At 37.2% G+C, this 12,498-nt stretch carries 13 protein-coding genes and 2 tRNA genes; 9 read left to right on the plus strand and 6 right to left on the minus strand.

All coding sequences use genetic code 11. From position 1 onward, the window contains the following. Nucleotides 1–127: 127 nt before the first annotated feature. From pabB to H5088_RS09710, 3 genes are all read left to right on the plus strand, one after another. Entirely contained in the window at nt 128–1,486 is a 1,359-nt protein-coding gene (pabB, locus tag H5088_RS09700) for an aminodeoxychorismate synthase component I (protein ID WP_182752765.1), read from the plus strand. Nucleotides 1,487–1,492: 6 nt separating this feature from the next. Beyond that, nucleotides 1,493–2,068 (plus strand): CoA pyrophosphatase, encoded by a 576-nt coding sequence (locus tag H5088_RS09705; protein ID WP_182752766.1) that lies wholly within the window; start codon nt 1,493–1,495, stop codon nt 2,066–2,068. Between the two features lie 101 nt (nt 2,069–2,169). Then, a complete protein-coding gene (locus H5088_RS09710; protein ID WP_024603668.1) occupies nt 2,170–3,546 on the plus strand; it encodes an L-serine ammonia-lyase in 1,377 nt (458 codons plus the stop codon). A gap of 76 nt (nt 3,547–3,622) precedes the next feature. On the opposite strand, the gene cysB is transcribed toward H5088_RS09710, so the two are convergent. After that, nucleotides 3,623–4,600 carry an HTH-type transcriptional regulator CysB gene (gene cysB / locus H5088_RS09715; RefSeq protein WP_002961670.1) on the minus strand — a complete coding sequence of 326 codons (978 nt, stop codon included), beginning with the start codon at nt 4,598–4,600 and terminating at the stop codon, nt 3,623–3,625. Between the two features lie 324 nt (nt 4,601–4,924). Between cysB and H5088_RS09720 the strand changes: the two genes are divergently transcribed. Further along, a complete protein-coding gene (locus H5088_RS09720; protein WP_182752767.1) occupies nt 4,925–5,683 on the plus strand; it encodes a hypothetical protein in 759 nt (252 codons plus the stop codon). Between the two features lie 73 nt (nt 5,684–5,756). Here H5088_RS09720 and H5088_RS09725 read toward each other — a convergent pair whose 3' ends face one another. Further along, nucleotides 5,757–7,049 carry an NCS2 family permease gene (locus tag H5088_RS09725; RefSeq protein WP_002961426.1) on the minus strand — a complete coding sequence of 431 codons (1,293 nt, stop codon included), beginning with the start codon at nt 7,047–7,049 and terminating at the stop codon, nt 5,757–5,759. A gap of 118 nt (nt 7,050–7,167) precedes the next feature. Here H5088_RS09725 and H5088_RS09730 point away from each other — a divergent pair, with 118 nt between their 5' ends. The 3 genes from H5088_RS09730 to H5088_RS09740 all read left to right on the plus strand — a co-directional run bounded on the left by H5088_RS09730 (nt 7,168) and on the right by H5088_RS09740 (nt 8,883). Beyond that, nucleotides 7,168–7,632 (plus strand): tetratricopeptide repeat protein, encoded by a 465-nt coding sequence (locus H5088_RS09730; protein ID WP_182752768.1) that lies wholly within the window; start codon nt 7,168–7,170, stop codon nt 7,630–7,632. Between the two features lie 298 nt (nt 7,633–7,930). Next, entirely contained in the window at nt 7,931–8,365 is a 435-nt protein-coding gene (locus H5088_RS09735) for a SulA-like leucine-rich domain-containing protein (protein ID WP_002961428.1), read from the plus strand. 38 nt (nt 8,366–8,403) lie between these two features. Beyond that, on the plus strand, nt 8,404–8,883 hold the full coding sequence (locus H5088_RS09740) for a YchJ family protein (RefSeq protein ID WP_024595938.1): 480 nt from the start codon (nt 8,404–8,406) through the stop codon (nt 8,881–8,883). A 74-nt stretch (nt 8,884–8,957) separates the two neighbouring features. Here the strand turns inward: H5088_RS09740 and H5088_RS09745 are convergent, their stop codons facing one another. The 3 genes from H5088_RS09745 to H5088_RS09755 form a co-directional block, all read right to left on the minus strand. Continuing rightward, nucleotides 8,958–9,875: a diguanylate cyclase gene (locus H5088_RS09745; protein WP_138489334.1), complete on the minus strand. Its 918-nt coding sequence runs from the start codon at nt 9,873–9,875 to the stop codon at nt 8,958–8,960. A gap of 194 nt (nt 9,876–10,069) precedes the next feature. Then, nucleotides 10,070–10,372: a DUF6172 family protein gene (locus H5088_RS09750; protein WP_002961433.1), complete on the minus strand. Its 303-nt coding sequence runs from the start codon at nt 10,370–10,372 to the stop codon at nt 10,070–10,072. Between the two features lie 179 nt (nt 10,373–10,551). Beyond that, on the minus strand, nt 10,552–11,079 hold the full coding sequence (locus H5088_RS09755; RefSeq protein ID WP_182696429.1) for a VC2046/SO_2500 family protein: 528 nt from the start codon (nt 11,077–11,079) through the stop codon (nt 10,552–10,554). Nucleotides 11,080–11,191: 112 nt separating this feature from the next. Between H5088_RS09755 and H5088_RS09760 the strand changes: the two genes are divergently transcribed. Continuing rightward, nucleotides 11,192–11,276 (plus strand) — tRNA-Tyr (locus H5088_RS09760). A 49-nt stretch (nt 11,277–11,325) separates the two neighbouring features. Further along, a tRNA-Tyr gene (locus H5088_RS09765) sits at nt 11,326–11,410 on the plus strand. A 79-nt stretch (nt 11,411–11,489) separates the two neighbouring features. Here the strand turns inward: H5088_RS09765 and H5088_RS09770 are convergent. Then, nucleotides 11,490–12,188, minus strand: a complete 699-nt coding sequence (locus H5088_RS09770; RefSeq protein ID WP_182716748.1) for a M48 family metallopeptidase — start codon at nt 12,186–12,188, stop codon at nt 11,490–11,492. Nucleotides 12,189–12,498 lie beyond the last annotated feature (310 nt).

The raw sequence follows: 12,498 nt of genomic DNA on the forward strand, positions 1-12,498 counted from the left end.
TGTCGCGTAATCTAAATCAAACCGGTGACGGTGGTTTGCACTGTTTTTTGCAGCTTAGTGCTGCCAAAAAATTTGACTTATGATACCCTCCCAGCCCGTTTCGAGCCAGTTCTTAAAGGGGCAGTAAATGCTAAACAATAAAAAAAATTGTATTAAATTAGGCATAACACAAAACTGCATTGACGTTTTTGCGCATTTTTCACATTTGCCTTATGCAATTCTATTAGATTCTGCAAATAGTAATCATATAAACAGCCGTTTTGATATTGTTGCTATTGAGCCGCAAAGTACCCTTGAAGTAAAAAATAATAAAAGCTTTTTAAATAATATAGAAAGTAGTGATAACTGCTTTGAAATTATGAATAATGAGCTTTCGCATCTTGCTAAAACAAAAGCCGATTACGATTTACCCTTTAACGGCGGCTGGCTTGGCTACTTTGGCTACGACTTAGGGCGTACAATTGAAAACATCCCCACTCGTGCTATTGAAGATATTAATCTTCCCCAAATGGCTATTGGCCTTTACTTAGATGCCCTTATTTACGACAAGCAGCAACAAAGCTGGTTTTATGTATCGCAGCCAAACACCGATCGATTAGCGCTTTATGAGCAATACTTAAATACACACGCTAACTCCCAAGTTAATACGCAGTCCTTTGCCCTAAACAGCGACTGGCAATCAAATATGACCGAAACGGAATACGCTGCAAAGTTTGCCCTAATTGAGGAGTATCTAAAAAGTGGCGATTGTTACCAAATTAATTTAGCGCAGCGCTTTAACGCTCAGTTTGAAGGCTCCCCTTGGGCGGCTTATATTAAACTGCGTGAGGCAAATAAAGCGCCATTTTCGAGCTTTATAAATCACCCTCAAGGGGCAATTTTATCAATTTCCCCTGAGCGCTTTATATCTGTAAATAATAACGTTGTAGAAACCAAACCTATTAAAGGCACTCTGCCGCGAAAAGCGGATGCGCTGGAGGATCAACGCCAAGCCCAAATACTCGCAGCATCAGCTAAAGATCGCGCTGAAAACGTAATGATTGTTGATTTACTGCGTAACGACTTAGGCAAAGTGGCAAAACCTGGCAGCGTCCACGTCCCTTCCCTTTTTGCTATTGAAAGCTTTCCGGCAGTGCATCATTTAGTAAGCACGGTAACCTCAGAACTTGATGAAGGCAAAACAGCGGTCGATCAGTTAAAAGCGGCTTTTCCGGGTGGCTCAATCACCGGTGCGCCCAAAATTAGAGCGATGGAAATAATTGAAGAACTAGAACCACATCGCCGCAGCATTTATTGTGGTTCAATTGGTTATTTAAGTGCATGTGGAAATATGGATACGAGTATCACTATTCGTACCTTGGTGTGCCACAAAGCGCAAATTTACTGCTGGGCAGGCGGCGGAATAGTAGCTGATTCTAAAGTCGAATTGGAATATCAAGAAACTTACGATAAAGTAAATAAAATCCTCCCTTTATTAAAACAGTAGGTCGCTTTGAATAGTGAACACATTATAGCGCGGTTTCTGTTAAGCCCTACAGCTGCGCCAAACCAGTTAAAAGACACGCGTAAAAAACGTGCTAGCGCTGTTATGCTGCCAATTATTGATATAGATAATCATGCACATATCTTACTGTGTAAACGCCCTACTTATTTACACCATCACCCTGGGGAGATTTGTTTGCCCGGAGGTAAGTTTGAAGTAAGCGACATTACCCTTCGCGCCACAGCCCTTCGCGAACTAAAAGAAGAGCTAAATATTGCCCAAAACAACGTTAATGTATTAGGTCATTTACCTGAGTATTCAACATTAACGGGTTTTAGTATTAGCCCCTATGTGGGTTTACTTAATAAAGGCACCACCTGGGAAAATGACTATAATGAAGTACAAGCGAGCTTTTTACTCTCGGTCACTGAGTTAAATAACGAAGCTAATTGGCAACCCTTACCTTTTCAACGATTTGGGAAAACGGTTATTTTGCAAGGTTTTAAAACGCCACATGGTTTACTTTGGGGTGCGACTGCAAGCATTATAAAAAACTTTACAAAACAACTCGCCTTACCAGTTTAAATCTTCGTTATTAGTAGTTACACAATCACAATTCCACGTTATCATGCTCGACCGTTCAAAGAGCAGCTTCGTGCTGATAAAACAAAGTAGAGACACACATTATGATCAGTGCATTTGATATGTTTAGCATTGGTATTGGCCCTTCGTCATCACACACCGTTGGCCCAATGCGCGCATCACGCTTATTTGTTAATGACCTACAAGAACAACAATTATTAGCAAATGTTACCGATATTAAAGTAGAGCTTTATGGCTCTTTGGGACAAACAGGTGTTGGCCATGGATCGGGTAAAGCCGTAATTCTTGGTTTAGCCGGTTATGACCCTGAAACTATAGATGCCGATTTAGTCGACGACATTTTAGCGACCATCGAAAAAGATCAGGTTATTTATCTAAACAAAACACACAAAGCTAAGTTTCCAAAACAAGGCGCTATTGTTTTTCATCGTCGCAAAACGCTGCCTAAGCACTCTAATGCAATGGAAATTATCGCCTCAAACAACGGCGAAAAAGTTTACAGCAAAGTATATTACTCTATTGGCGGTGGCTTTATTGTTACTGATGAAGAGTTTGAAAACGAAAAACAAGCAGCCCTTGATATTAGAGAAGAAAACCCAGCTCCTTTCCCTTTCAGTAGCGCAAAAGAGCTACTAGAGATGTGTAAAGAGTCAGGGCTTAGTGTTTCAAGCTTAATGATGAAGAACGAAAAAACACTACGCACTGAAGATGAAATAAAAGACACGCTGTTTCATATCTGGAAAGTAATGATGGCCTGTATTGACCGTGGTATGCGTACCGAAGGTATCCTACCTGGAGGCTTAAAAGTAAAGCGCCGAGCGCCTAGCTTATACTTAAAACTAAATATAGAGGTCAGTAACGACCCACTTCGTGCAATGGACTGGGTTGATTTATTTGCCCTTGCCGTAAACGAAGAAAATGCGGCAGGTGGCCGTGTAGTTACCGCACCAACTAATGGTGCTGCGGGTATTTTACCGGCTGTGCTTATGTACTATCACACATTTGTGAAAGAAGTAGACCGCGATATAGCCACACGTTATTTATTAACGGCTGCTGCTATTGGTATTTTATATAAAAAGAATGCCTCTATATCGGGTGCTGAAGTAGGTTGCCAAGGTGAAGTTGGCGTTGCGTGCTCTATGGCTGCAGGCGCATTAACAGAAATTGTTGGTGGCAATGTTGTGCAAGTAGAGAACGCAGCAGAAATTGGTATGGAACATAATTTAGGCCTCACGTGCGACCCTGTTGGTGGCTTAGTACAAGTACCGTGTATTGAACGTAATGCAATGGGCGCGATTAAAGCAATTAATGCCTCACGTTTAGCTATTCGTGGCAGTGGCGAGCAAAAGGTATCACTTGATAAAGTGATTAAAACCATGCTTGAAACCGGCAACGATATGAAAACCAAATACAAAGAAACCGCTCGCGGTGGATTAGCAGTTAATATTATCGAATGTTAATCAGCTCGCTATAGAGAGAAAAAGCTGTCTATTTTAAAATAGGCAGCTTTTTTATTGTTCGTTCAATGCAATCACCTTATTTAACGGGTAACTCTATATCTGCAAATAACTTATCTACGTCATCTTGGTTACGTAACAAGCTTGCTCGCTCTACGCGCTCTTTAGTTAAGTGCGGTGCAAAACGTTCAATAAAATCATACATGTAAGTACGTAAAAAGCTGCCCTTTCTAAAACCAATTTTGGTCGTGCTTGCTTCAAATAAGTGGCTTGCATCAATACACACTAAATCGGTATCGCTCACTTGATCTATCGCCATTGAAGCGACAACACCAACTCCTAAACCCAGTCGTACGTAAGTTTTTATAACATCAGCATCGGTTGCAGTAAATACAATGTGTGGCTCAAGTCCGTGTGCGCTAAATGCTTTATCTAACTCTGAGCGGCCCGTAAAACCAAATACATATGTAATGAGTGGATATTGGGCAATGTCAGCAACAGTTAAACTATTTGCCTTTTTAGCGAGCGGATGGTCTTTAGCAACAACAATACTACGGTTCCAATGGTAGCAAGGCAGCATAACTAAATCTGAATACAAATGCAGTGCTTCTGTTGCAATAGCAAAGTCGGCATCACCGCGTGCTGCAGCATCCGATATTTGCTGTGGAGTACCTTGGTGCATATGAAGCGATACCGCAGGATATTTTTTCATAAACCCTTGAATAACGTTAGGCAAAGCATAACGAGCTTGGGTATGTGTTGTGGCAATATTCAACTTACCTTGATCAGGTAGCGTATGCTCATTAGCAACGGCTTTAATACCTTCTACTTTGGAGAGTATTTCACGAGAAATATTAATTATATCTTCGCCAGCACCGGTTACATGCGTTAAATGTTTACCACTGCGACCAAAAATTTGTACACCCAACTCATCTTCTAACATGCGTACTTGTTTAGAAATTCCTGGCTGCGAGGTAAATAAACTCTCAGCAGTCGCTGAAACATTTAATTTATGATTTTGTACTTCTACGATGTATCTGAGTTGTTGTAATTTCATGGCTGCAAATTTTAACGTTATTATTCATATTATTTATAAAGGCAATACCGCTTAAAACCAAGTGTTATTTACGTAAAATATCACTTTAGGTCTTTAGGTGTGCAATTATCTGATTAGAGCTCAAGGCTAGCATAATAAATATGCTTGAGGTAGCGATGTTTATTCAGCTTTAGTTTATAAGCCCTTAGGGTGACTACGGTTTATAAAGAGCTCAACCTATCAATTTTTTGGTGTATTTTTTAAGTTAATCGGCGCAAAGCTACCCTGTTAACGTATATTTAATGTAAGATTAAATAATTAGGTTATATATCCGAGAATTACACCATGATCGTTTCTATTATAATAGTGCTTATAGTTGCATTGATTGTGATTGCACTTTGGGTAAGTGCTGTACAACAACACAAAGAAAAACAAGAAGCGGAACGCCGCAAAGAGCTAACAAAACAAAAAGCTATAATAGAAGAAACAGAAGAAGCACTAATGAATAGTGCCAATATACCTCTTTCTGAAAATATAATCCGTGTATTGCAACGCCGTATTTATGAAGCATTAAATACGATGGTTACTAATTCGCCAACATCTAAAGCACTTAAAAGCCGCTTAGGTGAGGCTAAAACGCACCTCACCAATGCAGTTCTAGACAACAGCAGTGAAGCCCTAACGTTACCCAATAATGACAAACAGCTTGTTGGCCTAATTCAAGGTATTAAAAAATTACGCTCAATTTTACGATCTGAACACAGTAAAGGCCGTATTGATAGCCAAGTTTTTGTTTTAGAAGATAAACGTCTTGAAAAACTACAACTGCGTATTAATATCGAAAGCCAAATAAAACGTGGCTTATCTGCCCGCTCAGCGAGTATGGTTGGCTCAGCAAGACAGTATTTTGAAAAAGCACAGGCAACGCTCAATGCAGTTACATACACCGATGAATATGTAACAACAAAACGCCAAGAAGTTGAAGGTTACTTAGAAGCAATTAGTGTTGAACTAAGAGCTTCTAATGCAAGCGCACTTAAAAAGAAAACAGAAGAAGAGCAAGACGACTTAGATATATTGTTTGCTCCTAAAAAGAAATGGTAATTCTTTTATAAAAGCATTAAAAAAGCCTGCACAAATTAAATTTATGCAGGCTTTTTTGTCTATTTGTTAGTCATTAAGACAAAAATGCAAACTTGAAAACAAACAAGGCTGTTAATATCCAAACACTAATACTGATTTGATCTTGCTTACCACACAATACTTTTACCGCCGTATAAGATATAAAACCAAGTGCAATACCGTGCGCAATCGAAAACGTTAATGGTGTCATTAGTAATACCACAGTAACAGGAATTGCATCGGTCATATCATCCCAATTTACAAACTTTAAATTTTGTAACATCAGTACAGCGACATATAAAATAGCACCTGCCGTAGCATAAGCCGGTACCATTTGTGCAAGCGGTGCAAAAAACATCATTAGTAAAAAGCAAATACCTACAACTACAGCCGTTAAGCCAGTACGTCCGCCAACAGAAACACCAGCAACCGATTCTATATACGATGTAGTCGTAGACGTGCCTAGCATCGCACCTGCAATTGTTGCAGAGCTGTCAGCACTTAGAGCGCGCCCTAAACGAGGCATGTTACCTTTTTCATCAGCTAAACCAGCTTTTTGAGTGACCGCAACTAATGTACCCGAAGTATCAAAAAGATCGACAAACAAGAATGCAAAAATAACACTCATCATTGATATATCAAAAGCGGCGGCAAAATCTAGTTGCATAAAAGTAGGCATTATTGATGGTGGCATAGCCATAACACCGTGATATTCAACTAGCCCTAAACTTAGTGCAATGCCAGTCACTAATAAAATACTAATAAGTACACCGCTTTTAAAATCGCGGTATAAAAGCGCTGCAATTACAAAAAAGCTTAATATAGCCAATAATGGGCCTGGGGAAGTAATGTCGCCCAATTGCACTAATGTTGCTGGGCTTGAGACAATAATGCCTGCATTTTTAAGGGCAATTAAGGCTAAAAAAGCACCTATACCTGTTGCGATAGCTCGCTTGAGCACCAGAGGTATGGCATTAATAATCCATTCTCTGACTTTAAATAAGCTTAAAAATAAAAATATACAACCCGACATAAAAACAGCCCCTAATGCGGCTTGCCAGGTATAACCCATTCCTAATACGACGCCATACGTAAAAAAGGCATTTAGTCCCATGCCAGGCGCTAATGCTAATGGATAATTAGCCCACAAACCCATTATAAAACAGCCTATCGCAGCTGCTATACAGGTAGCTACAAATGCAGCCCCTTGGTCCATCCCTGCCTCAGCAAGCATAGCCGGGTTTACAAATACAATGTATACCATAGTGATAAAGGTCGTTAGGCCAGCAACGCATTCGCGTTTAACTGTTGAGTTATTTTCGCTGAGTTTAAATAAGGCTTCAAACATAATAAACTTGTGATAGTAAAAAGTGACGAGATTTTAACATAAAAATTATCTTTTACAGGACATTTTACCTTGCTATATACTAAACTGTTAAAGTAGTTAAAATAATAAATGAACCAATATGCTTAAAACAACACCTTGTGAGCAAGACTTAGAGCAACAGCTAGACAACATTTTAGGTTTTGTTACTCAACCAGAAAGCAGCGCCGCGCCCATTGATAATAAAAAAGATGAGCAAAGTACTATTAATAAAGCCCTATATTATTTAAAAAATAATCAAGCTCCATTGGCTGCAAAATGGATGCGCCTTGCTGCAATGGCAGGGAACCATAGAGCACAGTTTTATTTAGGTTTATTTTTTGTAAAAGGTGAAGGCGTGCCACAAAGTGTATTTCATGCTGTAGCTTGGTTGAGCTTAGCGAGTAGCCAAGGATACGCACCTGCCACTGCAGCGGTTACAGATATACGCAAACATATCGAAACTAAGCGATTTAAAGATGCTCAATGTTATGCAGCAAGTTTGTACGAACAAATCCACCAACTCCAGTTTTCTCATATGATCCCTCGCACCAGTGAAGACACATAAACCAACTAAGTTATAAGTACTGTATACAGTGTTGAAAAATACTGTATATAGTTACAAAGATACTCCTACTCAGTATAAAACCCACAAATTAAAACATTACTCAAAAATTTATTTTTGAAATACCTTCTCAAAAACAAACCTATAACAAGTTGATTAATAAAGAATTATAGATTTAAAAATAAAAAACAATGATCAAAGGCTGAATAACTGTACAAATAAATAGCATAAAATGCTTGCACGAAAGCACTGTATAAACTACTGTATATGAATACTGTATAAAAACCCAGTGAGTGAAATTATGTTACAGCCTATTACCGTAAGAACAGTTAAAAGTTACCAACAAGACGAGCAAAGCGATTGCGTAAATTTGATCCAAATTGAAGATGAAATTTCAGCGACCTTTGAGCTTTTAAAAGTATTACACCAATACAATAGCTCTAATGCATGGACGTTACTAATTGCGCCAGATCATGTACCTAGCAAAGCTTTACTTGACTCATGCTCTATTGATACAAGCAAATTACTTGTTATTAGACAGAAGCACCTAGTAAATTTAGAGTATGTATTAAATTCTGCGTTACATAATGGAAACTTTGCAGCGGTAATTACATGGACCGATATAGTTAATAACCAACTACTTACAAATCTATCGTTCGATTTAAGTAAAACGAATACAAAACTATACTGTTTTACTAAAAACGCTCAAACAACAGAGATACCACTCGCTCAATAAGCTTGTTAAACTAATGTTTTAGATTCTGTATTATTATTATGACTTCACTCAATACCACATTATGTTTTTGCAGCAGTGGGCACAATTATGCCGATTGCTGCGAGCCGCTTCACTTATCTGTAAAGCAAGCTGACACTCCTGAACAACTTATGCGCTCACGATTCAGCGCTTATGTTATTAAAAATGCAAAATATGTTTATCAAACCTACGCAAAAGAAAAACAAGCTGAGAATCCGGTTAAAGAAATCAATGATTTTGCTAACAGCTGTCGATTTATAAATCTTGATTTAATTGACTCAAGCCATGATGGCGATACTGGAACTGTAGAATTTAAAGCCCAATATTTTTATCAAAACTTATTTTGTGAGCTTCATGAAAAATCGCAGTTTATTAAAGAAAACACTCAATGGCGTTATTTAGATGGCACTATATATCCTGTTGAAGATATTAAAGTAGGCAGAAATGATAACTGCCCATGCGGTAGCAATAAAAAGTACAAAAAATGTCATAGCATGTAATAAATAATCTTATTTAATATTTATCACCTAAAAGGTGTTTTTAAGTGGCAGAGTGATTTATTAGCTAACTAAACTTAAAAACACACTTTGTTACGCCCTTGCATTTTAGACTCATACATTTTTTCATCTGCGATCTGCAACGTGTTTTTGTTATTTACGTATGGTTGTAGGGTTGCACCGCCAATACTAATAGTCACAAAATCATATTCTGAATATTTGTGTAATATTCCTAAATCGGCCACATTCTGTTTAATTTTATCAGCAACACAAATTGCACCTTCAGTGCTTGTATGCGGTAGAACAACTACAAACTCTTCGCCGCCATAACGCGCAACAAAATCGGTTGGCCTTTGCAAACTATTAGTAATAGTTTGTGCTACTAGGTTTAACACCGTATCCCCCTGCACATGACCATAGATATCATTGTATTGCTTAAAATAATCTATATCGATGAGTAATAATGCATAGTCAACTTTTTCTCGTAAGGCGCTTCGTTCCATTTTAGAAAAATGTGCATCAAAATAACGGCGATTGAATACTTTAGTTAAATCATCTAAAAATACTTTTTGATTGAGTAAGTCGTGTTGTAATTTTAACGTTATATGGGCACGAACCCTTCTAAATAGTGTTTCTTTTACAATCGGCTTTTTAATAAAATCAACAGCTCCGGCTTCCCAACACTCTTCTTCTTCGTTTTCAAAGGATGTAACAAAAATAACTGGGATATCCTGTGTTTCAGTATTATTTTTTAATTTTAAACATGTATCAATACCACTCATTCCACCCATACTAATATCGAGTAGGACTATATCGGGTACATTTACATTACAAATTTCAATTGCTTCTTCACCACTTCCAGCTGTTGTCACATTAAAATGCTCAGATAATATTTTTTTCAATACGATTAAGCTTAATAACTGATCGTCAACTATAAGTACTTTAGAATTCTTTAAACTTAGTTTTAATTGATGGTCAGAGTAATTTATTGGCATAGTAAAAAATGTTTTGTTTTTTTAATTAAAAACAGCCTATAGCATCACATTTTGTTATGCAAATGTTAATTAAGAGGGATTCTACTTATTAGTTACTAATAAAAATGCTTTTTAGTAAATCTTTATTGCATAAAAACAAAAAATGAGCCACTTGGGCTCATTTTATAACTTTGAATACTTAATTTAGTTAAGTATTATTCGTCATCATCTAAATCTAATTGCTGACGTTGAGCAGGTCGAGCTAAAATCTCTACATAGAAAGAGGTCAAACCTTGCTTTTCAATTTCGCCAATTTGGTTACTTAATTCAGCAACGTGCACAACTTGCGCATCTTCAGCTGTGTTACCAAACTTACAGTCAAATGCCCAATAGTCAGCATCTTCAGGTAGCGTTTTATTACGCTCTCTTTTCAAATATTTTTTCACTTCGTGCTTTGCAGCATCAACCATACGAGGGTATTTGATTTTCTCGTGATTTAGCGTGAATGTTTTCTTCATTACGTTCCTAATTACCTTGGTTTAATGATAATGGCATTTCATGTCATACCATTTGACGCCATTATAGCAATTGCATTTAATTTTTGGATGCTTTTTTTTCATTAAATCAATTATTAGCAAATATATAAAGCAGACCCGTTATAAAGCATATATTAACTGATGATTATTACAATCATATATCACACCGCAATAAGCTGAAGTGGTTGATGTATTGCATCACTATTTAGGCTGTCGTAAAAAGCAGCTGCATTTATAGGGGGATTCGATAGTTGTGTTTGTTCGCTTTTAATTCTTCTTCTGACAGCAAGCTCACAGTTATCTATTATATTAAGTGGAATATGCTTATCATCATTTCTAATCGCAAGTGGTTCAGGGCTTAAGCATTGCCTTAACTTAATACTTGTCATACCACAGCGCTCCCCTTCTTGAGATATTAATGATGCATTAAACTGTCCAACCAACATATTGTATTCATCAGGGGCTAAAAGTTGCTTTGGACCTGCGCCAAATTGCTTTCTTAATGCCTCTTCTTCTATAACTAAATTATCTATTTCAGTTTTTGGTAAATGAAATTGGCTAAAGTCGAGTGCGTCATGTGACAGCATCGCTAATAGTAGAGAAAATTCGCCACGGCGATTTTCATGCACACTATTATTGAGCCTACTGTTTAACTGACTCTCTGTGATTAACAAATCATCTATTTGCATAGTCTTTAGTCGATTGTGGTAACTGATAGATATTTATCGGCTTTATTTCAATTTTCTTTAGCTTTTTTCTTTACTTAAATACGCAATTTGCTATTATCAGCGCCGTTGCATTGGAGGGGTTCCCGAGCGGCCAAAGGGATCAGACTGTAAATCTGACGGCTCAGCCTTCGCTGGTTCGAATCCAGCTCCCTCCACCACTTTTCTTACCGCTAAGTTAAGTGGGGCCAAATGCAATAAAATTAGTGTGGAGGGGTTCCCGAGCGGCCAAAGGGATCAGACTGTAAATCTGACGGCTCAGCCTTCGCTGGTTCGAATCCAGCTCCCTCCACCACTTCTCTACTATTCCTATATTCCTATATTCCTATATTCCTATATTCCTATATTCCTATATTCCTATATTCAGGTTAACTTCAAAACACCCATTGTAAACTCATACTGTTTTTCTTTAGCCATGTTGATGATGCTTTATAATTAGGAAAAAAATGCTCAACGTGTTGCCAAAAAGCTTTGCTGTGGTTTAAGTGACGTAAATGCGCTAACTCGTGAACAATCACATAATCAATAGCATGATAAGGGGCTCCGATTAAATGCAAATTAAATGTTAGCTCTCGCTTACTATTACAACTTCCCCACTTTCGCTTATAAATAGCTACTTTTAGACTCGTAGGTAATTCTTCACCCATTTGTGCGCAGAAGTACGCTAAACGCATTTCTATATATGCAGTTAGTTGCTCTTTTAAATATTCTTCAAGAAGTTGCTGATATTTTTGCGAAGTATTTTTAACGCGCGAAGAGTGTGTAATAAGCAAGCTGTCGTTACAGTTTAGTACTTCGGACTTAGTACCTTGCTTAAATTCTATGTTTATAATGCTATCAAAGATTAAAATTTGTTTGTCTTTGAGCGGGTTCTGTCTGCTATCAGCAATATTGTGCTGTTTAGTTAATTGAGCATTTACCCACACCTGCTTATCAAAAAGCCATTCTTGGATGTGTTTATTACTAACAAATTGAGGGGCATATACAGTCACCTTCTTGTTATGTACTTTAATGGCAACCGTTTTACGTTTTATACTTTTCTTTAACTGATATTCAAACACTTTCATACTCATTAATGATATTGCTACGAGAAAATTCACCAGCAATTAATAAAACCAAATAAAGTGTAATTTTCGCTTAGTTAAGCCAATTCATTAGTTTTATCAAGGTTACTCGATAGAAACTTAAATATGACCATATAAATCTAACTTAGTCCTGTGACAGGCAATACATTAGAATAAAAAACACCAACTAAAAAACTAATGCCTGATAAATAAAAGAAAACTAAAAGTAATAAATTCGTTATTTTAATCACTTCATTGAATTAACAGTTTATTTATTAATTAATTAGATTAAACTTGATAAATAAAGATTATATTTTGA

The organism is Pseudoalteromonas sp. SR43-3 (assembly GCF_014163875.1).
Lineage (GTDB): Bacteria > Pseudomonadota > Gammaproteobacteria > Enterobacterales > Alteromonadaceae > Pseudoalteromonas > Pseudoalteromonas distincta.

Bases quoted from the DNA above. Each gene is read 5' to 3' on its own strand.
- pabB (WP_182752765.1), top strand. From the start codon at position 128: ATGCTAAACAATAAAAAAAATTGTATTAAATTAGGCATAACACAAAAC.
- H5088_RS09710 (WP_024603668.1), top strand. From the start codon at position 2,170: ATGATCAGTGCATTTGATATGTTTAGCATTGGTATTGGCCCTTCGTCA.
- cysB (WP_002961670.1), bottom strand. From the start codon at position 4,600: ATGAAATTACAACAACTCAGATACATCGTAGAAGTACAAAATCATAAA.
- H5088_RS09720 (WP_182752767.1), top strand. From the start codon at position 4,925: ATGATCGTTTCTATTATAATAGTGCTTATAGTTGCATTGATTGTGATT.
- H5088_RS09725 (WP_002961426.1), bottom strand. From the start codon at position 7,049: ATGTTTGAAGCCTTATTTAAACTCAGCGAAAATAACTCAACAGTTAAA.
- H5088_RS09730 (WP_182752768.1), top strand. From the start codon at position 7,168: ATGCTTAAAACAACACCTTGTGAGCAAGACTTAGAGCAACAGCTAGAC.
- H5088_RS09735 (WP_002961428.1), top strand. From the start codon at position 7,931: ATGTTACAGCCTATTACCGTAAGAACAGTTAAAAGTTACCAACAAGAC.
- H5088_RS09740 (WP_024595938.1), top strand. From the start codon at position 8,404: ATGACTTCACTCAATACCACATTATGTTTTTGCAGCAGTGGGCACAAT.
- H5088_RS09745 (WP_138489334.1), bottom strand. From the start codon at position 9,875: ATGCCAATAAATTACTCTGACCATCAATTAAAACTAAGTTTAAAGAAT.
- H5088_RS09750 (WP_002961433.1), bottom strand. From the start codon at position 10,372: ATGAAGAAAACATTCACGCTAAATCACGAGAAAATCAAATACCCTCGT.
- H5088_RS09755 (WP_182696429.1), bottom strand. From the start codon at position 11,079: ATGCAAATAGATGATTTGTTAATCACAGAGAGTCAGTTAAACAGTAGG.
- H5088_RS09770 (WP_182716748.1), bottom strand. From the start codon at position 12,188: ATGAGTATGAAAGTGTTTGAATATCAGTTAAAGAAAAGTATAAAACGT.